Raw genomic sequence first — 25,712 nt, forward strand, 5'->3', positions numbered from 1 at the left:
GTCAAGGGTTTGTCCTTTTCGTGTTGAAGGTGTCGGGCTCGGCGTCCCATTGATCTAGGGATGCGGCAAGTTGGCGATCAGCCTTGGCGAGCCGTTCCACCGCCGCCACGGTCTTGGCGCTGGCAAGTACGGTCGCCACCCTCTCATTGTTGCAGTCAGCCGCCATCTCACGGCAGACGCTTCGCACAAGGTCGAAAGCGAGCAAGGTGTCATCGATCCGCCAATGCGTTCCGGTCCAGTGAAACCACCGCGACTGAGCCGCGACATAGCGGAGATTGTCGACATGGCGATCCGCAAAGAGCAGCGCCACCGCCTCATCAGTGAAGGCAGGCGGGATGGCTTCGTGTTCCTCGATAGGGATCGCCTGCACGTTGTTCATGCTGACGTCCTCCTGCCGCCATCGCGGCGGCCACGGGTGCGCCGGTATTCGCGCGCAGCATCGGCAACGTAGGCCGGCACCAGCCCCGACGATGGGTCACACGGGTTCCACAAGCGGCGCACGTCTGGTGGGACAGGCCTCAGCCTACCCTGCCAATCGCAGATGAGGCCGGCTGCATCGGCGTGCAGATCGTCAAGCGCCGGGCAACGGAAGCCCCGGTAATCGAGCCGGAATTGCGCGTCAGCCAAGAAGTGGCGGGCGAGCTTGACGGCATGAAGCACGTTGTCGGGAACGGGCACAGTCATGCCGTACCTCCCGCCGAATAGGCGAGATCCGCGATAGTGCGGGCGAGCGGCCACGACACGCCGAAGCGCTGGCGGACACGAATTGCTTGCAATAGTGGGGCTGCTTCGGTAATCTCTGGATTGTTCAGCCTTGACTTATTTTCCAGAAAGCCGGTCTGTGGCAAGACCGGCTTTCGCTTGTCAGGAGGCGCGTCCATTGGCGCCTCCCCTGGCTAGATCGCTGGCCTCGCGCAACACCTGCACGGCCTCCAAGGCGCTCAGCTCGGGAAACCTCTTGCGCAGGTTTGCAATGAGCGGCCGGGGGAAATTCCACCAGTGCACCGTCAGATGTACCAGCGCCTCGTCGCCGGCACTGCTCAGTTGAGGGGAGGCCATCAGGCGGCCTCCCCATCAGTGATGGAAGCCTCCGCTTCGCAGCGACGACGCCACTCAGCAGCGGATTCCCTGGAGATTAGCACCCGATCCCGAACCCGCATGAGGCGCGGGGCGGTTCCGTCTTTCAGAAGATTGTAAAAGGTCGAGCGGCTGATTCCGTGGGCGCGGCAGAAATCGGGGATGTTGTAAGCTTCGTTAGTCATCTCGCATCCTTTCTTGCCCAAAGTTCAAATGGGCTGCTGTGGATGCAGGAAGACTTACCGGCCTTGGATGAGGTCAGCACCGAAGCATAACGGAGTTTCCGTTATTCTCCGTAGGTCTCCTTATAACGACCGACCAGGCGCCTGATCTTGCTTTCGGGTGTTCCGGCCCCGGCAGCGCCTGAACCGTCACCCACGATTTGTTTTGCGGCAGCGGTTGGGGATGGAAGATGTGAGTTGGAAATTAGGTCGCGCATCTGGCCAACGATCTCAGCGTCTGCCGCTTCGAGACTACGTCCTGCCGGACGATGTGGCTTTGTCGGCTTCTCGTCTGGTTCGCCCGACAATTCGCTGATCCAGCGATTTAGGTCGGGAACACTGACAGACCGACCATCTGTCGCATGTATCCCACGGTAAAAGTTCAAGCCGCCTGGGACAGTAAGCAACGTCCCATCGCACTTAACTTGGCCGCGCTCTATAGCATCGGCAAGCAGTGCCTCAGCATTGGTAAGCTTAGTGCGCATTGCTACGCGCGCGACGGCTTCGTGAAAGCCAATCCAGTCGGCCATCATACTCTACCCTCAAGCTGCGCCACATTGGTTTCCGGCACCGTCCCAAACCGTGGAGCCCCGGCGCGGATTGCATCGGCCACATAGGAGGGCGACAGGTGGCCGTAATGCTTCTCCACCATGCGCGTGTCCGAATGGCCTAGATTCTTGGCCACCACCATGAGCGGCACGCCGTTCATCACTGCATGGCTCGCCCATGTGTGCCTGAGGCCATGGAAGCCAATTGGTGGGGTGATTTTGGCATTCTTGCACGCCTCGGTCATTGGGCGCGTCTGATGCGATTTCAGCCATTGGCCTCCCGAGGGTGTGGCCAATATCAAAGCCCCGTGCTGCTTGCCGGCAACGAGCTGTGCGAACAGTTCCTTGCCTTCGTCCGTCAGCACGACATGACGAGCCTTGCCGGACTTGCTTTCTCGGATTGTGAGTGTTCCGACATCGGCATTGAAGTCCTCGACGCGGAGCCGTGCAAGCTCACTGTAGCGGGCGCCTGTCTGCAACGCAGCCTGGATGAGATGGCGGAACGCGCCGCTGGAAGCGTTCACAAGCCGCTGCGCTTCGGCAATGGTGAGATAGCGCACGCGGGCTGTTTCAACGTCCTCGTAGGGCTCGACGCGGCGCCATTCCTTATCTGACGCGACCTTCCCCTCTCTCCAGGCATAATTGAGCGCAGCCTTTAGAACGGTTAGGACGCGGTTCGCACTGGCGCGGCGGCGGCGAACTGCTTCCGCGTCGTCTGCCGGTTCCCGGAACTTCTGTTCAGCGCCCTTTTTGGTGCGCAGTCTGGGCGCCGTCTCTGCAATTTTCCGCTGCCAGTGGCGAATATCCTTCGCGGTCAGCTTGGCGATATCCTTGTCGCCTAGATCGGGCAGGATCAGCGCTTCCGCCCGGTAGCGGGCATCCTGAGCCGATTTCCGGTTGCCCTCCATCCAATGGAGATAGTCTTCAATCGCTTCCTTAACAGTATGGACGCCGGCAACCTTGCCGCCTTCCCCTGAAAGCTGCTTGTGAAGCCCCCGCGCCTTCTCCTGCGCCTGCCAGAAATCGAGGATGGTCTTGCCGTTGGCGTCCAGCTTGTCGTCAGCGTCGGCAATGGTCTCGACGCGGTAGCAGTCTTTCCCTCCGTCCTGCTTGCCAAGATAGAGACGGACCACCCACCGGCCACCGGCCTTGCCCTTCCGGTAGCCGACATGAAGGCCGGGGCCTATTGCTTTGTAATAGGGCTTGCCTCGCGCCTTCAGTTTTTCCCTAGCCGCTCGGCTTTCAAGATTGGAATCCCTTACCCGCTTCGCCATGACTTTGCGTCCTCTGTCCAACACTTTGTCCAATATACCAGTCTGGACGATATTGGACAAGCATAAACGCAACAGGGCAGAAAGCCAAGGTTTTCAGGAGATACAATGTTCTCGCGTGGACGAGAGTGGAGGCGTTTGAAGCCCTTTCACGGCGGAAACACGGGTTCGAGTCCCGTTGGGCGTGCCAAGAAAATCGATGACTTAAACCACCCTCCTCCAAAAAACGTCGAACAACGGCCGAATAAACGTTCGTGAATTTCGGCGAACGTGGGCGCCATTGAGTCCCTCCAGATTCCTGCCACCTCGCCTTCTTTGTGATCGACTCCGTGGTGAGGGAGATCCCCGGCATCGGCTGGAGGGTCAGCGCAATGCGGGATTCAAGCTGCTGCGTTGATTGGGATGGGCGCTCAAATCCCACTGCCTGCTAGTGAAGGTTCTGAATACTGGCAGGGCAAAGGAGGCAAAGGAGACACATGAGACACAGGCGCAGCAACGCATCTGTGCAACACTTGTTCGGTGATCGCATTCCATGAGGGTTTGGTGGCCCGCTGTGCGTTGGGGTTCGCACAGCGGGCCGGTTCCCCGTCCCTGGGAATTATCTAGTATGGTGAATTATCGATTAATTGCAATGCAGTCGCCGCGAAGGGGGTATGCCGATCAACTTAGGTTCGTCAGCGGAGATGGAAGAACAGGCTCGGGAGTTGTCCGATGCAGCGCTGACTGAAATTGCGTGGTGCAACGGGACGCGCGGGTCGGACAAGGCGATCATCAGCCCCGGCCCGACAAGAAGGCGTTCTCGCGTCGTCAGGCGTTTGCTTTCTCGTATTTGTGGGTGGCGTGTAAGTGCCGTCGCCGAGAGCCTTCGGTGTCACCAGAAGAGAGCATGCCTGCAGAAGGGTTGCCTCACGGGGATACCGCAGTCTGGACTCAGTCGTTCCGTTAGCTGCAAGCACTCGACGCGGCCGGCATGGACCGGTATGAAACCCGCGTTGTCCGGGGTCCCGATTCCGGCCGTGCATCCACCTAATTCTGCCGGACGGTCGCTGGCTCATGAAATTCCCCTCCCCATTGATCGAAGCGCGTCTGGTGCGGCGTTACAAGCGCTTCCTGGCGGATGTCACGCTCACCGACGGCACGGCGCTTACCGTGGCCGTGCCCAATACCGGCTCCATGCTCGGCCTGACCGATCCCGGCTCGCGCATCCTGCTTTCGAAATCCGACAACCCGAAGCGCAAATACGCGCATACGCTGGAGGTGGTGGAGGCGGACGGCACGCTGGTGGGCATTAATACCGGTCTGCCCAACAGGCTGGCGGCCGAGGCGATTGGCGCCGGGCTCGTCAGTGATCTTGGCACCTATCCCGTCATCCGGCCCGAGCAGCGCTACGGCGAGCGCTCGCGCATCGATTTTCTCCTGGAACACCCTGAGCGCCCGCCGGCCTATGTGGAAGTGAAGAACGTCCACTTCATGCGCGAGGCGGGGCTGGCGGAGTTTCCCGACACGGCGACAGCGCGCGGCACACGCCATCTCGAAGAGTTGGCGGCGATGCGGGCGGCCGGCGCCCGCGCGATCATGGTCTATGTGGTGCAGCGGAGCGACTGCCACCGCTTCCGTCTGTGTGACGACCTCGATCCCGCCTATGCCGCCGCATTCACCAGGGCGCACAGCGCCGGGGTCGAAGCGTTCGTGATCGGATGCCGTGTCAGCGCGGAGGCGATCATGCCCGACCGCGTGATGAAGATGGAAGCCTGCGGCCAGACGTGCTGACGCCGCGCCGTCAGGCCGCGGCGGGGGCGAAGATGGAGATGGCTTTGGGGTGGACCTTGAAACGCGCCGGGGTCGCGGTGACGATCTCGCCGTCGGCATTCACCGGCAGCGGTTTCGTCGTCTCGATGTCGAACTCCACGCAGCGCGCCGTACGCACCTCCTCCCAGGCGCCGTGCCTGCCGGAGCGGAAGGAGTGCAACATCAGCGCCAGCTTCCAGAGGTTGGTCATCTCCAGGCTGTAAAGGTCGAGATGGCCGTCATCGATCTCCGCCGTCTCCTCCACCACGTTGCCGCCGCCATAGTGCCGGCCGTTGCCGACGGCGATCTGGTAGGTTTCGACCTTCGTCACCATGCCCTTCTCGGTGATCCGGGCGCGGAAGCGAGAGGCCTTGGTCAGCACCTTGATCGCCGCCAGCGCATAGCCCAACCGGCCGTAGCGCCGCTTCAGCGCCGGGTCGAGGCCCTGGGCGAGATCCGTGCTGAGCCCGATGCTGGCGACGTTGAAGAAGGCGTGGCCGTTGACCGTGCCGACGTCAATCTGGCGCGTGTGGCCCTTGGCGATGACGTCGGCCGCCTGCGACAGGTCCATGGGGATTTGCAGCGTACGGGCGAGGTCATTTGCCGTGCCCATCGGGATGATGCCCATCGGCAGGCCGCTTTCCATGGCTGCTACCGCCGCCGAAGATACGGAGCCGTCGCCGCCGCAGACGACCACCAGATCGGCCGTAGTGCGCAGGCGCACGATGTCGCGGGCGATCTCGGGCAGTGCTTCGAAAGGCTCGACCGTCACCGCCAGCCCGCCGGCTTTGAGCCGTCCGATGACGGGTTCGATCGATTCCCGCCCGCGCCTCGCCTTGGAATTGGTGAGCATAAGTGCGCGCCGGGCGGTAGTCTCTTCCATCGGGGAACTCTGTGGCAGGGGAGGTCAGATGGTGCAGATAGGGTCCTTAGCCACGGATTGCGACCGCCTCAGGGCGTGGTTGAGCAGGTTCCTCCATTAAATCTTCGTAACATGCCTCCCTCGCCCAAAGCCGGTCCCGGGCTTGAAGCTTTCGTGATAGGGTGCCACATCTGTGCGGACGCGATCGCGCCCGATCGCCTGATCGAGATGGAAGCTGATGGTCACTTATCTTGATGCCGACGCAGCACCCCTGCGCAACACCGGCCAGATTCGCCTCTACAACGAAGAGGGCTTCAAAGGCATGCGCAAGGCCTGCCAGCTCACCGCCCGCTGCCTGGACGCACTTGCCGACATTGTCGAGCCGGGAGTAACGACGGAGGCGCTCGACCGTTTCATCTTCGAATACGGCATGGACCACGGCGCCATTCCCGCCACGCTCAACTACCGCGGCTACACGAAGTCGTCCTGCACCTCGATCAACCATGTGGTCTGCCACGGCATCCCCGACGCCAAGCCGCTGAAGGAAGGCGACATCGTCAATATCGACGTGACCTATGTGCTCGATGGATGGCATGGCGATTCCAGCCGCATGTACCCGGTCGGCCGGATCAAGCGTGCTGCCGAGCGGCTTCTCGAAGCCACCCACGAGTGCCTGATGCGCGGCGTGGCGGCGGTGAAGCCGGGGGCGCGCACCGGCGCCATAGGCGCTGCCATACAGTCCTATGCAGAAAACCAGCGCTGCTCGGTGGTGCGTGACTTCTGCGGCCACGGCGTCGGGCGGCTCTTCCACGACGCGCCCAACATCCTGCACTACGGCAACGCGAACGAGGGAGTAGAGATGCGGCCGGGCATGATCTTCACCATCGAACCGATGATCAATCTCGGCCGGCCGCATGTGAAAGTGCTGTCGGACGGCTGGACGGCGGTCACCCGCGACCGCTCGCTCTCGGCGCAATACGAGCACTCGGTCGGCGTTACGGAAAACGGTTGCGAGATCTTCACCTTGTCACCAGGAGGGCTGGACCGGCCGGGCCTCGCCTCGTAGACTTCTCCCCGAGGGACCCGGGGCATAGGCGGCGATCATGGGGGAAGACGAACAGGGTCTCTTCGGCGAGGGTGCATTTCAGCCCGCGGGAAAAGAGCCGAAGGCGGTCAAGGCCAGCCAGAAAAAGCACTATGAAGGCCATCGCGAGCGCTTGCGTCAGCGCTTTGCCGAAGCCGGCAGCGACGCGCTGTCGGATTACGAGCTTCTGGAGATGATGCTGTTCCGCTCGGTGCCGCGTGCCGACACCAAGGTGCCGGCCAAGGCGCTTCTCGAGCGGTTCGGCTCGATCGGCGAGGTTTTGGGCGCGCCCGAGCACCGGTTGAAGGAAGTCACCGGCATCGGCGATGCAGCGGCGCGCGACCTGAAGCTGGTCGCCGCCCTCACCCAGCGCATGCTTCGCGCCGAGGTGCGCGGCAGGGAGGTTCTGTCCTCCTGGTCGCAGGTGCTCGACTATTGCCGCGCGGCCATGGCCTACGAGGCCCGCGAGGAGTTCCGCATCCTCTTCCTCGACAAGAAGAATCTGCTGATCCGCGACGAGCGGCAGCAGACAGGCACGGTCGACCACACGCCAGTCTATCCGCGCGAGGTGGTGCGCCGGGCGCTGGAACTTTCCGCCAGCGCCATCATTCTCGTGCACAACCACCCCTCCGGCGACCCAACGCCCTCGCGCGCCGACATAGAGATGACACGGATGATCATCGCCACGGCCGAGCCGATGGGGATCACCGTTCATGACCACATAATCATCGGCAAGGAAGGGCATGCCAGTATGAAGGGGCTGCAGTTGATTTGAGTGAATAGTGGATGCCCTCTCACGATGATGCATTCCGCCGCTGCTCTACTGACTACTCACTATTCACTATTCACTATTCAGCCGCAACCACCAAATTCGCCTCAAGAATCCCCCTGATCTCTGCCCGGCAGGAGCCGCAGTTGGTGCCGGCTTGTAAGGTTTCGCCGATGGCCGCCACGCTGGTGCAGCCGCCGCGGGCGGCGGCGGCGATCTGGTTAGCGCCGACGCCGAAGCAGGAGCAGACGATGGCGCCGGGGTCCGGCCGGTCGGCCCCTGCCCTGCCGGCGATGACGCGGTAGCGGGAGCGTGGATCGGGATGCGGCTCGCCGAGCTGCTCGACGGCGAAGCCGCGCGAGGCGGCGACGGGGGCTCTTGAGAGATAGAGGGCGCCGAGGAGCCTGTCGCCATCGAATGCGGCCATACGGTGACTGCCCTGGCGGGCATCGTGATAGGCGATGATTTCCACGCCGTGCGGGGCCAGGATCAGGAGCCGGCGCAGGAGGTTTTCAGGCGTCTCCAACGGCTTGCCGTGGGCAAGCTCGAGGCGCCAGCCGTCGGTGCAGCGTGCCAATGCCCAGTAGTCGAGCCCGTCCATGACGGGCCGCGAGGCGGAGACGGCAAAGCCGTAGTACTCGGCCTCGAAGCGGGTGAGGCGGACGGCGACGTTCTTGGAGGCGGGCTGGCCCGAATGAGGGTCGGTAATGGGGGGCACCAGCGCATCGACGCGGCCCCTGGCGGAGAACTGGTCGGTCCAGTGCATGGGCACGAAGACGGAGCCCTGGCGCTGCCTTGGTGAGACGAGAGCGCGCACGAGGACCGCGCCATGGCTGCTTTCCACCCGCACCAGCTCCGCTTCGCCAATGCCGAAGCGTGCGGCATCGGCTGGATGAAGCTCGGCATAGGGCTCGGCCATGTGGCCGGAAAGGCGCGGGCTTTTGGCCGTGCGGGTCATGGTGTGCCAGTGGTCGCGCACGCGGCCGGTGTTGAGAGTGAAGGGGAAGGCGGCGTCCGTCACGGCGCGGGGGCGCGGCGCCACGGGCAGGAAGCGGGCGCGGCGGTCGGGGGTGTAGAAGTTGCCGGCGGCGAAGAAGCGAATACTGTTCCCCTCCACCCTCCGAAGCTCTGGTCGGGGCATGCCTGTCTCTCGTCCGTCGTCATCCCGGCCAAGGGAGCTTTGCTCCCGCGAGCCGGGGCCCGTTCCGTGACTCCTCCACGTTTCGGAATGGGTCCCCGACAGCCTCCGCTTCGCTGCGGCTTCCGGGATGACAGCTGGGGGGTGGACCCGCGCGTCCCCTGCTGGTGCCGGCCACTGGAATGACGGCAGGGCCGCGTACTCGGGCGCCGTGATGCCGGCATAGGCGCCGATGTCGAAATCTCGCGCGCCGTTGTTCTCATGGGCCGACAGCCCGGCATGCTCGCGGAAGACCTCGACGGGACTCGAATAGGCGAAGGCTTGCGCGAAACCCATCCGCTTCGCCACTTCGACGATCTGCCACCAATCCGGCCGCGCCTCGCCGGGCGCCGGCAGAAAGGCGCGCTGGCGGGAGATGCGGCGCTCGGAATTCGTCACCGTGCCGTCTTTCTCGCCCCAGCCGGTCGACGGCAGCTTCACATGGGCGTGGCGGAGTGTGTCGGTCTCGGACGCTATGTCGGAGACGACGACGAAGGGGCAGGTTTTCAGCGCCGCTTCCACGGCGTCGGCGTCGGGCAGCGAGTCGGCGGGATTGGTGGCCATGATCCACAGCGCCTTGATGCGCCCGTCGGCAACGGCCTCAAACATGTCCACGGCCTTGAGCCCAGGCTTTTCCGCCATGCGCGGGGCGCGCCAGAAGTGCTGCACAAGATTGCGGTGCAAGCCGTTCTCCAGGTCCATGTGGGCGGCCAGCATGTTGGCGAGCCCGCCGACCTCGCGCCCGCCCATGGCGTTGGGCTGACCGGTGACGGAGAACGGGCCCATGCCGGGACGGCCGATGCGGCCGGTCGCCAGATGGCAGTTGAGGATCGCATTCACCTTGTCGGTGCCGGCGGCGGACTGGTTGACGCCTTGGCTGTAGACGGTGACAGTGCGCTCGTGTTCGGCGAAAAGCTGGTAAAAAGTCTCGATCTCGGCTGGTTGCAGCCCTGTGGAAGCGGCCACCTCGTCGACCGTCAGCTGCCCGGCTGCCGCCAATGCCTGGTTGAAGCCGGTTGTGTGCTTTTCGATGTAACCTTCTTGAAGAACTTCCTTTTCCGCGAGGTAGCGCAGCAGGCCGGCGAAGAGTGCCACGTCGCCGTCCGGCGCGATTGCCAGATGCAGGTCGGCGATGTCGGCGGTCATGGTACGGCGCGGGTCGACGAGCACCACCTTCATCTCGGGGCGCTTTTCCTTGGCGGCGGCGAGCCGCTGGTAGAGCACGGGATGGCACCAGGCGAGATTGGAGCCGGTGAGGACCACGAGGTCGGCAAGCTCCAGGTCCTCGTAGGTTCCCGGCACCGTGTCGGAGCCGAAGGCGCGGCGGTGGCCGGCGACGGACGAGGCCATGCACAGGCGGGAGTTGGTGTCGATGTTGGCCGAGCCGATGAAGCCTTTCATCAGCTTGTTGGCGACGTAATAGTCCTCCGTGAGAAGCTGGCCCGAGACATAGAAGGCGACGGAATCGGGGCCGTGCTCGGCGACCGCCGCCGCAAAATTTTGCGCCACCAGATCGAGCACCTCGTCCCAGCCGGCGCGGCGGCCGCCGATCTCCGGGTAAAGCAGCCGCTCCTCGAGGCCGACGGTTTCGGCAAGGGCGGAGCCTTTCGAGCAGAGCCGACCGAAATTGGCCGGGTGCTCGGGGTCACCCTTGATCGATACCGAGCCGTCGGGCTCCAGAGCCGCCAGGACGCCGCAGCCGACCCCGCAATACGGACAGGTTGTTTTCGTGGGGAGGCTGGCCGTCTGCGTCATCGCGCCGTCCTATTCGGCCGGGACGCGGGCGGGGGCGGCCATGTCGCCCGGCTCGCGCTTCGGGCCGGTGCGGTGGTGGGTGGAATAGAGCGTGAGGCCGACAAAGGTCAGGCCGCCCACTAGGTTGCCGACCACGGTGGGGATCTCGTTCCATAGGAGGTAGTCCATGATCGAGAAGTTGCCGCCAAGCATCAGGCCCGAGGGGAACAGGAACATGTTTACGATCGAGTGCTCGAAGCCCATGTAGAAGAACAGCATGATGGGCATCCACATGCCGATGACCTTGCCCGAAACGGAGGTCGACATCATCGCCGCCACGACGCCCGTCGAGACCATCCAGTTGCAAAGCACGCCGCGGATGAAGAGGGTAAGCATTCCGGCAGCGCCATAGGCGGCATAGCCCACCGTGCGGCCCTCGCCGATGGTGCCGATCTTCTGGCCGACCGCGTTCGGCGCCTCACTGAAGCCGTAGGTGAAGGTGATCGCCATCATCAGCGCTACGAGCAGGGCACCGGCGAAATTGCCGACAAAGACAAGCCACCAGTTGCGCATAACCCCGGCCCATGTGACGCCCGGCCGCTTGTCGATGAGAGCCAGCGGCACGAGCGTGAAGACGCCGGTCAGAAGATCGAAGCCCATCAGATAAAGCAGGCAGAAGCCCACGGGGAAGAGTATGGCGCCGGCCAGCGGCTCTCCGGTCTGCACCGTGATGGTGACGGCGAAGGCGGCAGCGAGCGCCAGTATGGCACCGGCCATGAAGGCGCGGATCAGGGTGTCGCGCGTCGACATGAACACCTTCGCCTCGCCGGCGTCGATCATCTTGGTCACGAATTCATTGGGTACAACATAGGCCATGCAATCGCTCTCCTGGGTTGGAAGGAAGAAGATGGCGGCGGGACCCCTACTCCGCCGCCACGGCCAGCATTATCGAGGCGTCCATGAGAATGCGCTCGCCCTCGCGCTTGAGCGCAAAGGTGCGCACAGCGCCTTCGTCGGCGCCCTGGGCATCCCCGGTCTCCAGCGAAAAGACCCAGTTGTGCAGCGGACAGGTGACCTGCGCCCCGTGCACGATGCCCTGGCTCAGGGGGCCGCCCCTGTGTGGGCAGCGGTCCTCGATGGCGTAGACCTCGTCGGTGGCGGTGCGGAAGACGGCGATCCGTCCGATGGGGGTGTTGACGCAGCGCGCACCGCGCTGCGGGATGTCATCGAGCTTGCCGACCTCGATCCAGTCGCTCATCGTTTCACTCCGCTGCCTGGGGGAAGCCCAGTTCGGCCATGGGTTTGAACTCGTGCTTGTCCTTGCCCGAGACGCGCTCGGACCAGGGATCCACCTGGGCGAATTTCTGGGAGAAGACGAAGCGGTCGAAAAAGGCCTTGCGCTTGCCAGTGTCTTCCATGATCTGGCGGCGGATCTCTTCGATGCCGACGCGCTTGGCCCATTTGTAGATGCGTTCCAGATAGCGTGCCTGCTCGCGGTACATCTGGACGAGCGCCACGATCACCTCCAGCGCTTCGTCTTCCGTCTTCACCAGGCCCAGCACCTCGGTGCCCTTGATGTCGAGGCCGGCGGCACCGGCGAAATGAATCTCGAAGCCTGAATCGACACAGACGACGCCGACATCCTTGCAGGTGGCCTCGGCGCAGTTCCTCGGACAGCCGGAGACGGCCATCTTCACCTTGGCCGGCGTCCAGGAGCCCCACATGAACTTTTCGATGCGGATGCCGAGGCCGGTGGAATCCTGCGTGCCGAAGCGGCACCAGTCGGAGCCGACGCAGGTTTTCACGGTTCTGAGGCCCTTGGCATAGGCATGGCCCGAGACGAAGCCGGCCTTGCTGAGATCGGCCCAGACGGCGGGCAGGTCCTCTTTTTGGATGCCCAGCATGTCGATACGCTGGCCGCCGGTGACCTTGACGGTCGGAATATTGAACTTGTCGACCACATCGGCGATGGCACGTAGCTCCTTGGAGCTGGTCACGCCGCCCCACATGCGCGGGACCACCGAGTACGTACCATCCTTCTGGATGTTGGCGTGCACGCGCTCGTTGACGAAGCGCGACTGGTAGTCGTCGGCATATTCGTCCGGCCAGTCGGCCACGAGATAATAGTTGAGCGCGGGGCGGCACTTGGCGCAGCCGCAGGAAGTCTTCCATTCCAGCTCCTGCATGACGGCGGGGATGGTCTTCAGCCCCTTCGCCTTGATGAGGCGGCGCACGTCGTCATGGCCAAGGTCGGTGCAGCCGCACATGGGCTGCACCGCGGCCGGATTGTAGGTGTCACCCAGGGTGAGCCGCATCAGCTGCTCGACGAGCCCGGTGCAGGTGCCGCAGGAATTGGAGGCCTTGGTATGGGCGCGCACGGCGTCGAGCGTCGTCAGGCCCTTTTCGGTGATCGTGCCGACGATCTTTCCCTTGCATACGCCGTTGCAGCCGCAGATCTCCGTATCATCCGGCAAGGCTGCAACGGCCGCCATAGGGTCCAGCTGACCCCCTCCCTGATAGGCTTGGCCGAAAATGAGGGTGTCACGCATCTCGGCGACGTCAGTGCCCTTCTTGAGCATGTTGAAAAACCAGGAGCCGTCGGCCGTCTCTCCATAGAGCACAGCGCCGAGAATACGGTTTTCCTTCAGCACCAGGCGCTTGTAGATGCCGGCCGAGCCATCGCGCAGGACGATCTCCTCGCGGTCGTCGCCCTCGGCGAAATCGCCCGCGGAATAGAGGTTTACGCCGGTCACTTTAAGCTGGGTGGCGGTCTCCACGGGACGGAAGGCGGCGTCCTCTTTGACGAGTGTCTTCGCCGCCACCTTGGCCATGTCGTAGAGCGGGGCGACGAGGCCGTAGCAGATGCTTTCATGCTCGACGCACTCGCCGACGGCCAGGATGTCGGGATCGGAGGAGACCATCTGGTCGTTGACGACGATGCCGCGCTCCACATAAAGGCCGGCGTCGACGGCGATGCGGGTCTCCGGCCGGATGCCGACAGCCATGACGACGATATCGGCGGGATAGATCGTGCCGTCTTCCAGAACCACGGCCTCGGCCCTCTCCTCGCCGAGGACGGCCTTGGTCTGCGCCTTGCAGTGGATCTTTATCCCCCTGCCCTCCAGCTCCTTCTGCAGAAGATAACCTGCGGCCGGGTCGAGCTGGCGCTCCATCAGGTGGCCCATCAGGTGCAGCACCACCACCTCCATGCCGCGCAAGCGCAAGGCGGCAGCCGCCTCGAGGCCCAAAAGGCCGCCGCCGATGACGACCGCCTTGGCATTCGGCTTCCCGGCCGCCGCCGCCATGGCATCGACGTCGTCGAGGTCGCGGAAGGCCATGACGCCGGGCAGGTCCTTGCCGGCGATGGGGATGATGAAGGGTGCGGAGCCGGTGGCGATTACCAGCTTATCGTAAGGTGTCTCGCGCTCGCCGGAGAAAACCACCTTGGCCTTGCGGTCGATCCTGGTAACGGTCTCGCCGAAGCGGCAGTTCACACCGTTTTCGGCATACCAATTCGCGTCGTGGGTGACGATCTCGTCATAGGTCTTTTCGCCGGCCAGCACTGGCGAGAGCATGATGCGGTTGTAGTTGCCGCGCGGCTCGGCACCGAAGAGGGTTACGTCGAAGGCGTCCGGATTGGCCTCGAACAGGTGCTCGAGCATGCGCCCGGAGGCCATTCCGGCACCGACGACGACGAGTTTCTCAGTCATGGATATCCTTTCCCTTTCGCGGGCGGTTTCAAGCCGGCTGCATCTCGGTGCGCCGCTCCATCCGGCGCACGGCGAAATGCATCCAGGCGAGCGAGAAGGCGACGAGGACGAAGAGCGCCATGAAGCAGCTCGTCCACAGGCCGGTAAGGTCGTTGAGGTAGCCGAAGAGCAGCGGCAGGACGAAGCCGCCAAGCCCGCCGATCATGCCCACGAGACCGCCCACCGCGCCGACGTTCTGCGGGTAGTAGACGGGGATGTGCTTGTAGACGGCGGCCTTGCCGAGGCTCATGAAGAAGCCAAGCACGAAGATGAGGACGACGAAGGCCCAGGGGCCGACTTCGAAGTGGAAGGTCTTGGGGCCGTCGATGCCCTGCACCATGTAGTCGGCCGCCGGTATCGACAGAAGAGCTGTGCAGACGGCGGAGACGGCGAAGGTCCAGTACATGACTGTGCGCGCGCCCGCCTTATCCGACAGCGCGCCGCCATAGGCGCGGAAGACAGAGGCGGGGATGGAATAGGCCGCACCGATCATGCCGGCGGTGGCGATGTCGAAGCCGTAAACGCCGATCAGATAGCGCGGCAGCCACAGGGCCAGCGCAACGAAGGCCCCGAAGACGAAGAAGTAGTAGAGCGCGAAACGCCAGACCTGCAGGTTCTTCAGCGGCTCGAACTCGGACGCGAAGCTGCGCCGGCGGAGCTGGCCGGCGCGCTGGGCGCGGATCACCGGATCGTCTCCTGTGGTGAACCAGAAGACCACCGCCATGACGACCAGCACCAGGGCCCACACCTGGGCGACGGCCGCCCAGCCCCAGGCGATCAGCAAGAAGGGGGCGAGGAACTTGGTCACCGCGGCGCCCACGTTGCCGACGCCGAAGATGCCGAGCGCGGTGCCCTGTTTCTCAGCCGGATAGAAGCGCGAGACATAGGCGACGCCGACGGCGAAGGAACCGCCGGCGATGCCGACCCCGAGGGCCGCGATAAGCATCTGAGTATAGGTATGGGCGAAGGAGAGCAGGAAGGTGGCGATCGCCGCCGCCAGCATGGTGGCGGTGTAGACGAGGCGGCCGCCGTAGCGGTCGGTCCAGATGCCGAGCAACATGCGAACGAGCGAGCCGGTGAGGATCGGCGTGCCGACGAGCAGGCCGAACTGGGTCTCGGAAAGCCCCAGATCATCCTTGATGCGCACGCCGATGATGGAAAATATCGTCCACACGGCGAAGCAGACCGTGAATGCGACGGTGGACATTGTGAGCGCGCGCGTGGGCGTGGTGTCTTGCGTTTGTGCGGCTGGCGTTGATGCGGTCATCGGCTGTTCCAATCCAACTGCTCGTGCCTCGTGCGAGGTTTTCGTTGCTGCAAAAAGAAAAGCTGCCGGCCAGAAATCGCTCGCCCGCGGTCAACGGCGGCAATCCCCGATCGGCAGCTTTGCCTCAGCGCCCTTCATTGGACGCTTGTTTTTGGTGTCCCCTCTGGACCCGCTTTTAGCTATGCACGGGGCGTGCCAACTTCAGTTTCGAGAGTGGATTCGTTTGTTTTCAATGGGTTACTTAAAAGAGAATTTGCACCCCTTCACCGGCGCTGCTGATTCTGGTGACTAATGCTGCAGCGCAGCGATCAAACTTTAGGCATGCCCGCAATGTGCCTGCGAATTAGGCAGTGAATTTCTAGGGTCGTTCCGGAATGGATCCTCGGGTCAAGCCCGAGGATGACGAAGGTGGAGGCGTTGCCGCTCGTCTCGACGTTGGAGAATCATGCAGATATTTCACTTCGTCATCCTCGGGCTTGACCCGGGGATCTATGCCAGAACATCGACGCTACGCCGGCGGTCACCAGCTAGGCCGCTCGATCAATCCACCGCACCGGCAGGCTTTTGGCCGACGATGTAGTCGCCCAGTTTCGCCGGGTCGAATATGGCCCCGTCGAAGAAGCCGTCGGGACCGAGGGTCAGCCGGCCGGAGGTCGCGCCCACGGGCGTCGGGGCTGTCAATGCGCCCTCCACCTTCATGCTGGCGGATGGCAGTGCCGCGCCGAGGGGGCCGAGGGCGGCGCGGTAGATGTCGGGGCGGAAGGAGGCCCTTGCCTTCTCTGTGTTCACCTCCGTGTGTGGAACCTGCCCCCAGCGCACCATCTGCGAATAGAACCAAAGCGCATGGCTCTGCCAGGGAAAGGTTGCCGCCTTCTCTACCGGCAGAAAGAAATCGGGGAAGCGGTGGATGCCGTTGCCCGTCTCCAACCGCCCGTCGAGCGCGCCGAGGAGGAGTTTCGCAGGCTGGCCGAGATAGGCTTCGCCGGAGAGGATCGCCGCCAGTTCCTCGTGGTTTTCCGCTTCGCCGCACCAGGCGGCGGCGCGGTAGAGCGCGCGCAGGAGGCGGGCGAGCGTATCACTGTGCGCCTCGGCCCAGTCAGCGCGCACGCCCAGCACCTTTTCCGGGCTCGACCGCCAGATGGCCGCCTTGACCGTGGCGATGCGGGCATGGCCGGCGGCCACCGCCACGCTGTTCCACGGTTCGCCGACGCAGAAGCCGTCGATGCGGCCGGCGGCCATGGCGTCGGCCGTCAATGGCGGCGGCACGATGGTAATGTCGATGTCGCGCTCGGGATCAATGCCGCAGGCAGCGAGCCAGTAGCGCAGCTCGAAATTGTGCCCCGAATGGGGATGGACGACGCCCAAGCGCAGTCTGTCGCCCCCCTGCTCCCGCCGGCCCTCGATCACCTTCCTGAGCGCCGCCCCTGCTGCTGCCGGATCGTCCGGCCCGGTAGCGCCGGCTTCCGCCATCGCCTGCCACAGGGCGTTGCTGACGGTGACGGCGTTGCCGCCGAGGCCGAGCGCCAGCGGCGCAATGAGGTTCAGGCGCATCGGCGTCAGGCCGAGATTGGCGGCGATCGGCATGGGCGCCAGCATGTGCGCCACCTCGAAATGGCCGACAGCGATGCGGTCGCGGATGCTCGCCCAGGAGGTTTCGCGCACCAGCGTCAGATCGACGCCTTCCACCGCCGCAAAACCTTTCTCACGCGCCGCCACCAGGATGGCGCTGTCGAGCAGCGGCAGGAAACCGGCGGTGATGTGGTGGTCGCTCATTGCGCGCCTCACTCGTCGAGCAGCCCGGAGGCCAGGATCAGGCTCTGGGCGATTTCCGAAATCTTGCGGTTCTGGTTCATCGCCGTGCGGCGGAGCAGCGTGTAGGCCTCCTCCTCGGAAATTCCCTTTGAGCGCATGAGGATGCCCTTGGCCCGGTCGACGAGTTTGCGGCCTTCAAGCGCGCTCTTCGCCTCTTCCAGTTCGCGCGCAAGGCGCGAATAGGCGTTGAAGCGGCTGATCGCCATGTCGACGATCGGCTTGACGCGCTCCTGCCTCAGCCCATCGACCACATAGGCCGAAACGCCGGCATCCACCGCCGCCTCGATGGCGCTCTGGTCGGACTGGTCGACGAACATGGCGATCGGCCGCCTGACAGCGCGCGACAGGTTGAACATCGCCTCCAGCATGTCGCGGTTGGGGTTTTCCAGATCGATGACGATGACATCGGGCTGGATCTCGGCGATACGCTGGGCGATGCCGTTGACGTCGTGCACGACGGTGACCTGTTCGTGGCCGGCCTCGCGCAGCCCCGCCTCGATGATGGCGGCGCGCACGGTATTTTCGTCGATGACCAGGACGGAGAGCGAACGAGACGGCATGCCTCTATTTTGCGCATGCACAATGATTGTGCAATGCAAAAATTTGGGCGCACGCGGTTCCAACGGGTCGTCATCCCGGGGAAGTTGAAGGCTTGCCGGGGACCCATTCCGGAACGTCGACGTCACGGAATGGGTCCCGGACAGTCTCCGGTTCGCTCCGACTTCCGGGATGACGCGCGTCTTTGCAGAGCCGCGCCAACACCAGCCGCTAAAGCTGGACGCGCCTCAACCTAAGCGCATTGCCGATGACGGAGACCGACGACAGGCTCATGGCCGCCGCGGCGATCATCGGCGACAGGAGCACGCCGAAGACCGGATAGAGGATACCGGCGGCGATGGGCACGCCGGCGGCGTTGTAGACGAAGGCGAAGAAGAGGTTCTGCTTGATGTTGCGGATCGTCGCGCGGGCGAGCTTACGCGCCCTGACGATGCCCGTCAGATCTCCCTTCACCAGCGTGATGCCGGCGCTTTCCATGGCCACGTCGGCGCCGGTGCCCATGGCGATGCCGACTTCCGCCGCGGCAAGTGCGGGCGCGTCGTTGACGCCGTCGCCGGCCATGGCCACCTTGGCGCCACGTGCATGGAACTCGTCGACCAGCGCCTTCTTGTCCTCCGGCAGGACCTCGGCGCGCACGTCGTCGATACCGAGTTTTTCGGCCACGGCGCGGGCGGTGCGTTCGTTGTCGCCGGTCGCCATGATGATGGTGAGGCCCAGATCGTGGAGGGCGCGGATGGCGCCGGCCGTCGTTTCCTTGATGGGATCGGCGACGGCGACGATGCCGGCCGCCTTGCCGTCGATGGCGACGAACATGGCCGTTTTGCCTTCGGCCTGCAGGCTCTCGGCCTGCCCGGCAAGCGGCCCGGAATCGAAGCCGAACGCCTTCATCATGGCCGCGTTGCCGAGCGCCACGCGCCTGCCAGACACCACGCCCGAGACGCCCTTACCAGTCACGGCCTCGAAGTCGACGGCATTGGAAAGGGTGGCGCCTTCAGCTTCCGCCCCTTCGACGATGGCCTCGGCAAGCGGATGCTCCGAGCCGCGCTCCAGGCTTGCGGCCAGCGACAGAAGCTCGGCGCGCTCGATGCCCTCGGTCGTCACCACGTCAGTCAGTTTCGGCCGTCCTTCGGTGAGCGTGCCGGTCTTGTCGACGATCAGCGTGTCGACGCGGGCAAAACGCTCCAGCGCCTCGGCGTCGCGGATCAGGACGCCGCCTTGAGCGCCGCGGCCGGTGGCTGTCATGATCGACATCGGCGTGGCCAGCCCCAACGCACAGGGACAGGCGATGATAAGCACGGAGACCGCCGAGACGATGGCGAAGATCATGCTCGGCTGCGGTCCGAAGATACCCCAGACGATGAAGGCAAGCACGGCGATCGCCACCACCGTGGGCACGAACCAGGACGCCACCCAGTCGGCCAGCCCCTGGATCGGTGCGCGCGAACGCTGGGCCGAGGCCACCATCTCGACGATCTTCGCCAGCATGGTCTCGCTGCCCACCCGCTCGGCGCGCATGACCAGCGTTCCGTTCTTGTTGAGCGTGCCGCCGGTGAGTTGGTCGCCGGCCTCCTTCTCCACCGGCAGGGGCTCGCCGGAGATCATGGATTCGTCGAGCGAGGAGCGGCCCTCCTCCACCACGCCGTCGACCGGCACGGCGTCGCCCGGCCGCACGCGCAGGAGGTCGCCCACCTGCACCTCCTCGAGCGGCACGTCCGTCTCCTTGCCGTCGGCGCCGATGCGGCGCGCCGTCTTGGGCGATAGGTCGAGCAGCGCACGAATGGCCGAGCCCGTGCGCTCGCGCGCCTTCAGTTCCAGCACCTGACCGACGAAGATGAGCGTCACGATCACCACCGCGGCCTCGAAATAGACCGGGACGGTGCCTCCATGGGTTCGGAAAGAGGCGGGGAATATCTCCGGGAAAAGCGTGGCAACGACGCTGTAGCCATAGGCCGCGCCGACGCCGATGGCGATCAGCGTCCACATGTTGGGACTGCGGTTGACGATCGACTGCCAGCCGCGGTGGAAGAAGGGCGCGGCCGCCCACAACACCACCGGCGTCGCCAGCAGGAGTTCGAGCCAGCCCGCCAACGGCTCGCCGAGCCAATGCCGCACGGGCAAGCCCACCATCGGCCCCATAGCGAGCACCACCAGCGGTATCGCCAGGATGGCGCTAACCCAGAGGCGGCGGGTGAAGTCGATCAATTCCGGATTGGGGCCTTCCTTGCCCGTGGGCACGCCCATCGGCTCCAGCGCCATGCCGCAGATGGGGCAGCTTCCCGGTTCGTCGGTAACGATTTCCGGGTGCATCGGGCAGGTGTACTTTGTGCCCTTCGGCATCGGCTCGGGCTTCGGCTTATCCCCCAGATAGCGCTCGGGGTCGGCGGTGAATTTCTCCGCGCAGCCGGCGGAACAGAAATAGTAACCCTCGCCGTCGTGGCGGTGGAAATGGCGCGCCGTTGCGCGCTCCACGTTCATGCCGCACACCGGGTCCTTTGCCGTCAGAAAAGCCTCCGGGTCGGCGGCAAAGCGCTTGCGGCAGGATTCGCTGCAGAAATGATAGGTGTGTCCGGCATGCTTCAAGCTGGGCTTGTCTTTTGACGGATCGACGGTCATACCGCAAACCGGGTCGCGGACGACCTCCGCCTGATCGGCAAGGGACGTGTGGTGTGCTTTCTGTTCCATTCGGCTCTCCGGAATCATATCGAGCCGTCCAGATAGGGCTTCCAGTTACTGGAAGGTCAAGACGTATTCAGCTCGACCGTGAAACGGCAGGTCGGAGCGAGCGTTCGCCCTCCTCCTGGCGAGCGGGATGCGCCTCGGCGTAAAGCCTGGCGAAGCTCATGGCAACGTGGGAGCGCCTGATATGGCCGACGACCTTGAGATCGCCGATCTCTATGGCCGCGACAGTGTCGGCCATCTCGCGCAGAAAGAAGCGGATCTCGTTCATCAGCATTTCCCGGTACTGGGCAAGCCGCGAGGCCGTCTTCAGCCAGTTGCGCGTCGTCTGATAGTAGAGCCGCTCGGAAATCTCGCGCAGCGGCTCGTTGGCGGTGAGCTCCATCAGGAGGTGGAAGAACTCCATGTTGAGGCGGGCGAATTCGCGCGCGTCGGGCCGGGCGACCAGCGCCTCGCCACGTGCCATGAGCTGGCGGAATTCCTCCAGCGTCCGCCGGTCCGGCGGCACCGGGGACAGCTTGCCGACGAGCTCGGCCAGCTCGACGCGGAGCTGGTAGACCTGCTGCAGGTCGTCGATATGGATGTCGGTGACGATGGTGCCGACGCCGTGGACGGAGCGCAGGAGACCTTCGTCCTCCAGCCGCGCCAGAACGCGGCGTATGGGCGTGCGGCTGGTCTTGAATTCCTCCGCCAGATCCTCCTCGCGCAGGCGGCGGCCGGGGGGATAGTCGAGCAGGCAGATGCGCCGGCGCAGCGTCCGGTAGATGCGCTCGAAACGGGCGCGCGCCTCGCTGCCGTTGCTCATCGCCGCCTCACGTCAGCTTCGGCCTCAGCCGCTCCAGCATGCCGAGGCAGGCGGACAACTGCTCGACGGACACGAACTCGTCCGGCTTGTGCGCCTGCTCGATCGAGCCAGGGCCGCAGATGACGGCGGAGATGCCGGCACTCTGGAACAGCCCGGCCTCCGTGCCGAAGGCCACCACCTCCGCCTCGGTCAAGCCCGTCAGTTCGGAGACGATGCGCCGCGCCTCCGATTGGGCAACCGGCTCCAGCCCCTCCACCTCACCCACCACGTGGGTGACGATGTCGGCATCCTCGGAGACGATCTTCATCGCCGGGCGCAGAACCTGGTCGATATAGGCTTGGATATCGTCCTTCACGAACGCGGCATCCCCCTCCTGCACCGGCCGCATCTCCCACTCCACCGTGCAGTGGCCCGGAATGACGTTGCGTGCCGCGCCGCCCTGCATAAGGCCGACCTGCAGCGTCGTCCAGGGCGGGTGGAAGCGGCTTTCCGCAGGCGCCCGCACCTTCAGCTCCTCGGCCAGCGCCATCAGGCGCGAGACGTAGCGCACCGCATACTCGACCGCGTTGACGCCGCGGCCGGGGTCGGAGCCGTGCCCTTCCAGCCCGCGGAACTCGGTCGTGTATTCGTAGCAGCCTTTGTGCCCCTCGATGATGCGCATCAAGGTCGGCTCGCCGATGATGGCCGCGGCGGGGCGAATTTCGGCCCGCGCCAGCTCATCCATCAGGGCACGGGCGCCGAAGCAGCCCACCTCCTCATCATAGGTGAAGGCGAAGTGCAGCGGTCGTTTCAAAGGCTTTTGGGCGAAGACCGGTGCCATGGCGAGGCAGCAGGCGATGAAGCCCTTCATGTCGCACGTGCCGCGGCCGTAGAGGCGCCCGTCCGCCTCGCGCAAGGCGAACGGGTCGCTCGTCCATTCCTGCCCCTCCACAGGCACCACGTCGGTGTGACCCGACAGCACGATGCCGCCATCACCTTCCGGGCCGAGCGTGGCGAAGAGATTGGCCTTGGTGCCGGCCTCGTCCTGGTGCACGGAAAGCCGAGCGCCGGCATCGCCGAGGATTTCCGCCGCGTAGTCGATCAACTGCAGATTGCTGTCGGCAGAGACGGTGGGAAAGGCCACTAGGTCGGCGAGGATTTGCCGCGTTCGTGCGATGTCGGGCATGGCTGTCCTAATCCTTCACGATCAGCTCGCGCGGCCGCTTGCACAGCGCTTCCGCCGACCCTTCTTCCTTGATCAGGATGCTTTCGGTGATCTCCAGCCCCCAATCGGCCATCCATAGGCCCGGCATGAAGTGGAAGGTCATGCCCGGCTCGAGGATTGTCTCGTCCTCACGGCGGAAGGAGATGGTGCGCTCGCCCCAGTCCGGCGGGTAGGAAATGCCGATGGAGTAGCCGCAACGCCCGTCGCGCCTGATGCCGCCCTTCTCCAATTCGCCGTAGAGCGCCTCGGCAACCTGCCCTGCCCGGTTTCCGGCGCGCGCCATATCGAGACCGGCCTCGATACCGGCGGCCAGCGCTTTCTCCGCATCAAGCATGTATTGCGGTGGCGTGCCGAGGAAGACCGTGCGGCAGAAGGGCGTGTGATAGCGGCGGTAGCAGCCGGCGATCTCGAAGAAGGTGGCGTGCCCCTGCTCGAAGCGCCGACCGTCCCACGTCAGATGCGGGGCAGCGGCGTCGGAGCCGGTAGGCAGGAGCGGCACGATGGCCGGATACTCGCCCCAGTCGTCGTCAACGCCGCGGATGGCGTCGCCGTAGATCTCGGCCACCAGGTCGTTCTTCTTCATGCCCGGCTCGATGCGCTCAACGATTCCGTCGATCATCTTCTCCGAGATGCGCGCGGCGCGGCGCATGAAAACCAGTTCCTCGTCCGACTTCACCGCGCGCTGCCAGTTGACCAGCCCGGTGGCATCGACGAACTTGGCGTCGGGCAGTTCTTCGTGCAGCACGAGATAGGCCTTGGCCGAGAAATAGTAGTTCTCCAGTTCCACGCCGATGCGCTTGTTGGCGTAGCCATGGGCGCGGATGACCTCGGCCAAATGCTGCATGGGATGCAGCGTGTTGGCCTGCACATAGTGATCGGGGTAGCGCAGCACCCGCTCATCGTCCATGTAGCAGGTACGCACGGCGCCGTTGCCGTCCATGGAACGGCCCCACCAGATGGGGTCGTCGTCCTTGAAGACCAAAACTCCCTGGTGGACATAGAAGGACCAGCCGTCGTAGCCGGTGAGCCACGCCATGTTGGAGGGGTCCTCGACGAACAGGATATCGATCCCTTTCGCTTCCATAGCCCGGCGGGTCTTGTCCAGCCGGTTTGCGTATTCCTGGATGCTGAAGGGCAAGTGGGATGCGGGCATGCTACCTCCGGAACTGTGTCATTCCCCCGGCGCCCCTGGAAGCGTCACGCCCGTGACCGCGGCCGAGTTGTGCACAAATGTTGCAGTCTGAAATGTTCGGGAACTCTCGTGAGACCTGAAGCCCGACCGAAGGCCGTTGACAATCCCTCGATCCGCGTGATGATGTATACATCAGGCGCTTCTAGCCAGCAATTTCATTTTTCACGAAAAAAGCAGGGAGAGATCATGAGACGCACGGTTCTGAAGGGAATGGTGGCGCTTGCAGCTGTCGCCGCCGCACTCGGCACCACCGCCATCACGGCGGTTGCGCAGGACGCGCTCGAGCGGGCGCGGGAGGCCGGCTATATCCGCGTCGGTTTCGCCAATGAGGCTCCCTACGGATTTGCCACGCCCGCTGGCGAGCTGACTGGCGAGTCGCCGGAAGTAGCCAAGGCGGTGCTCGAGAGGATCGGCATTTCCGAGGTGGACGGCGTCTTGACCGAGTTCGGCTCGCTCATTCCGGGCCTCAAGGCCGGTCGTTTCGACATCATCGCCGCCGGCATGTTCATCACGCCCGAGCGGTGCCAGCAGGTGCAGTTCTCCGAGCCGTCCTACGGCATCGGCCAGGCCTTCCTGGTGCAGGAGGGCAACCCGCAGGACATCCAGGACTATGCCACCGTTGCCGAGAACAGTGACCTGAAGCTCGCTGTCATGGCCGGCGCGGTCGAAGCCAATTATGCTGAGATGGCGGGCATTCCGCAGGACCAGCTCGTCATCCTGCCGGACCAGTCGAGCCTGGTGAGCGCCGTGAAGGCCGGACGCGCCAACGCGGCGGCGCTGACGGCCCTTTCGATCGAGCGGATGGCCGAGAACAATGAGGGTGTGGAGGCCACGGAGCCGTTCGGCGAGGTCGCCGGGGAGTCCGTGAAGGGCCATGGCGGCTTCGCCTTCCGCCCGGAGGATCAGGCCCTCTACGAAGCTTTCAATGAAGAGCTGAAAAAATTCATCGGCACCGAAGAGCACATCCAGCTGGTCGAACAGTTTGGCTTCGGCGAAGCATATCTGCCGAACAAGACCACCGAGGAACTCTGCGCTGGCGAATGACACGCCTCTGGCCTTGGGGCCGACGCGCCTCCTTATGGGCGGCGCGTCGGCAGGCAAATCCGCATCAGACTCCTGCGGTGGGTGAAACACGGGGTCGGACGGCGGGGGCCATACATGCTTCCGTCAGTGGGGGTTGAGGGGTTCTCGCGATGCAGCTTCGTCCGCTCGCGGTTTGCGCGATCGTCTTCTTCACCGCGGGTTTGGCGGTCTCGAGCTTCGCCGGTTTCCGCGAATTCATTCCCGGCCTTCTGCAAGGCGCCGCGGTCACCATTCAGATCACGGTCGGCGGCTGCATTCTCGCCATGGTCATGGCGCTGATCGCAGCCATGGCTAAGATGTACGGGCCGCTGCCGCTGCGCTGGCTGGCAGTCGCCTATATCGAGGTCTTCCGCGGCACCTCGGCGCTGGTGCAACTCTTCTGGCTGTTTTTCGTCCTGCCGCATTTCGGCATTCTGCTCGATCCGCTGACGGTCGCCATCACCGCGCTCGGCCTCAATGTTGGCGCCTATGGCGCGGAAGTGGTGCGGGGCGCCGTAAATGCGGTGCCGCGCGGCCAGTGGGAGGCTTCCGTTGCGCTCAACATGCCGCGAGCCCTGTCGCTCAGGCGCATCATCCTGCCGCAGGCCTTTGTCGCCATGATCCCGCCGTGGGGAAACCTGTTCATCGAGCTGTTGAAGGCCACGGCGCTAGTCTCGCTGATCACCATCTCAGACCTGACCTTCAAGGCGCAGCAGATGAACCAGACCACCTTCCGCACGGTCGAGATATTCACCATCGTGCTCGTCGTGTATCTGGCCCTTTCGGTGCTGATCACGGTCGGCACGCGCACGCTCGAAACCTTCGCCGCTCGCGGCATCGCACGGGGGAGGTAGGC

General features: G+C 64.3%; 22 protein-coding genes. 5 read left to right on the top strand and 17 right to left on the bottom strand.

The genetic code is table 11. The features are described 5' to 3' along the window. Position 1: 1 nt before the first annotated feature. The 5 genes from N5A92_RS11910 to N5A92_RS11930 form a co-directional block, all read right to left on the bottom strand. On the bottom strand, positions 2 to 379 hold the full coding sequence (locus tag N5A92_RS11910) for a hypothetical protein (protein ID WP_260902870.1): 378 nt from the start codon (positions 377 to 379) through the stop codon (positions 2 to 4). Then, positions 376 to 684 (bottom strand): hypothetical protein, encoded by a 309-nt coding sequence (locus tag N5A92_RS11915; protein ID WP_260902872.1) that lies wholly within the window; start codon positions 682 to 684, stop codon positions 376 to 378. Before N5A92_RS11915 ends, N5A92_RS11910 begins: the two co-directional genes overlap by 4 nt. Next, a complete protein-coding gene (locus tag N5A92_RS11920) occupies positions 681 to 881 on the bottom strand; it encodes a hypothetical protein (RefSeq protein ID WP_260902873.1) in 201 nt (66 codons plus the stop codon). The genes N5A92_RS11915 and N5A92_RS11920 overlap by 4 nt, the downstream gene beginning before the upstream one ends. Further along, entirely contained in the window at positions 865 to 1,059 is a 195-nt protein-coding gene (locus N5A92_RS11925; RefSeq protein ID WP_260902876.1) for a hypothetical protein, read from the bottom strand. The genes N5A92_RS11920 and N5A92_RS11925 overlap by 17 nt, the downstream gene beginning before the upstream one ends. Positions 1,060 to 1,827: 768 nt before the next feature. Beyond that, positions 1,828 to 3,120: a tyrosine-type recombinase/integrase gene (locus N5A92_RS11930; protein WP_260902877.1), complete on the bottom strand. Its 1,293-nt coding sequence runs from the start codon at positions 3,118 to 3,120 to the stop codon at positions 1,828 to 1,830. 1,050 nt (positions 3,121 to 4,170) lie between these two features. On the opposite strand from N5A92_RS11930, the gene sfsA reads away from it, so the two are divergent. Beyond that, complete coding sequence (sfsA, locus tag N5A92_RS11935; protein ID WP_260902878.1) at positions 4,171 to 4,887, top strand: DNA/RNA nuclease SfsA; 717 nt, start codon at positions 4,171 to 4,173, stop codon at positions 4,885 to 4,887. A 10-nt stretch (positions 4,888 to 4,897) separates the two neighbouring features. On the opposite strand, the gene N5A92_RS11940 is transcribed toward sfsA, so the two are convergent. Continuing rightward, positions 4,898 to 5,788, bottom strand: coding sequence for a lipid kinase (locus N5A92_RS11940; RefSeq protein ID WP_260902879.1), 891 nt, complete (start codon positions 5,786 to 5,788; stop codon positions 4,898 to 4,900). Between the two features lie 217 nt (positions 5,789 to 6,005). On the opposite strand from N5A92_RS11940, the gene map reads away from it, so the two are divergent. Then, positions 6,006 to 6,833, top strand: coding sequence for a type I methionyl aminopeptidase (gene map, locus N5A92_RS11945; RefSeq protein WP_260902881.1), 828 nt, complete (start codon positions 6,006 to 6,008; stop codon positions 6,831 to 6,833). A 37-nt stretch (positions 6,834 to 6,870) separates the two neighbouring features. Then, positions 6,871 to 7,626 carry a RadC family protein gene (gene radC, locus N5A92_RS11950; RefSeq protein ID WP_260902882.1) on the top strand — a complete coding sequence of 252 codons (756 nt, stop codon included), beginning with the start codon at positions 6,871 to 6,873 and terminating at the stop codon, positions 7,624 to 7,626. Between the two features lie 73 nt (positions 7,627 to 7,699). Here radC and N5A92_RS11955 read toward each other — a convergent pair whose 3' ends face one another. The 11 genes from N5A92_RS11955 to N5A92_RS12005 form a co-directional block, all read right to left on the bottom strand. Then, a complete protein-coding gene (locus N5A92_RS11955; RefSeq protein WP_260902883.1) occupies positions 7,700 to 10,552 on the bottom strand; it encodes a nitrate reductase in 2,853 nt (950 codons plus the stop codon). A 9-nt stretch (positions 10,553 to 10,561) separates the two neighbouring features. Then, positions 10,562 to 11,407 (bottom strand): formate/nitrite transporter family protein, encoded by an 846-nt coding sequence (locus N5A92_RS11960; RefSeq protein WP_260902885.1) that lies wholly within the window; start codon positions 11,405 to 11,407, stop codon positions 10,562 to 10,564. A 46-nt stretch (positions 11,408 to 11,453) separates the two neighbouring features. Beyond that, positions 11,454 to 11,789, bottom strand: a complete 336-nt coding sequence (gene nirD, locus N5A92_RS11965; protein ID WP_260902886.1) for a nitrite reductase small subunit NirD — start codon at positions 11,787 to 11,789, stop codon at positions 11,454 to 11,456. Positions 11,790 to 11,793: 4 nt separating this feature from the next. Beyond that, positions 11,794 to 14,241, bottom strand: a complete 2,448-nt coding sequence (gene nirB, locus N5A92_RS11970; protein WP_260902887.1) for a nitrite reductase large subunit NirB — start codon at positions 14,239 to 14,241, stop codon at positions 11,794 to 11,796. Positions 14,242 to 14,269: 28 nt separating this feature from the next. Next, positions 14,270 to 15,547 (bottom strand): MFS transporter, encoded by a 1,278-nt coding sequence (locus N5A92_RS11975; RefSeq protein WP_260902888.1) that lies wholly within the window; start codon positions 15,545 to 15,547, stop codon positions 14,270 to 14,272. 540 nt (positions 15,548 to 16,087) lie between these two features. Continuing rightward, positions 16,088 to 17,320, bottom strand: coding sequence for a CmpA/NrtA family ABC transporter substrate-binding protein (locus N5A92_RS11980; RefSeq protein WP_260902889.1), 1,233 nt, complete (start codon positions 17,318 to 17,320; stop codon positions 16,088 to 16,090). An 8-nt stretch (positions 17,321 to 17,328) separates the two neighbouring features. Continuing rightward, positions 17,329 to 17,919, bottom strand: coding sequence for an ANTAR domain-containing response regulator (locus N5A92_RS11985; RefSeq protein WP_260902890.1), 591 nt, complete (start codon positions 17,917 to 17,919; stop codon positions 17,329 to 17,331). A 208-nt stretch (positions 17,920 to 18,127) separates the two neighbouring features. Continuing rightward, the gene (locus N5A92_RS11990) at positions 18,128 to 20,599 is read right to left on the bottom strand and encodes a heavy metal translocating P-type ATPase (RefSeq protein ID WP_260902892.1); all 2,472 of its coding nucleotides are present in this window, start codon (positions 20,597 to 20,599) and stop codon (positions 18,128 to 18,130) included. A gap of 67 nt (positions 20,600 to 20,666) precedes the next feature. Continuing rightward, entirely contained in the window at positions 20,667 to 21,398 is a 732-nt protein-coding gene (locus tag N5A92_RS11995; protein WP_260902894.1) for a GntR family transcriptional regulator, read from the bottom strand. A gap of 7 nt (positions 21,399 to 21,405) precedes the next feature. Further along, a complete protein-coding gene (gene argE / locus N5A92_RS12000; protein WP_260902897.1) occupies positions 21,406 to 22,563 on the bottom strand; it encodes an acetylornithine deacetylase in 1,158 nt (385 codons plus the stop codon). 7 nt (positions 22,564 to 22,570) lie between these two features. Then, entirely contained in the window at positions 22,571 to 23,755 is a 1,185-nt protein-coding gene (locus N5A92_RS12005) for a M24 family metallopeptidase (RefSeq protein WP_260902902.1), read from the bottom strand. 225 nt (positions 23,756 to 23,980) lie between these two features. Between N5A92_RS12005 and ehuB the strand changes: the two genes are divergently transcribed. Both ehuB and ehuC read left to right on the top strand, forming a co-directional pair. Next, positions 23,981 to 24,838, top strand: coding sequence for an ectoine/hydroxyectoine ABC transporter substrate-binding protein EhuB (gene ehuB / locus N5A92_RS12010; RefSeq protein WP_260902904.1), 858 nt, complete (start codon positions 23,981 to 23,983; stop codon positions 24,836 to 24,838). A gap of 149 nt (positions 24,839 to 24,987) precedes the next feature. Continuing rightward, positions 24,988 to 25,710 (top strand): ectoine/hydroxyectoine ABC transporter permease subunit EhuC, encoded by a 723-nt coding sequence (gene ehuC, locus N5A92_RS12015; RefSeq protein WP_260902914.1) that lies wholly within the window; start codon positions 24,988 to 24,990, stop codon positions 25,708 to 25,710. Positions 25,711 to 25,712: the final 2 nt, after the last annotated feature.

Origin of the sequence: Chelativorans salis (assembly GCF_025336525.1) — a bacterium.
Lineage (GTDB): Bacteria > Pseudomonadota > Alphaproteobacteria > Rhizobiales > Rhizobiaceae > Chelativorans > Chelativorans salis.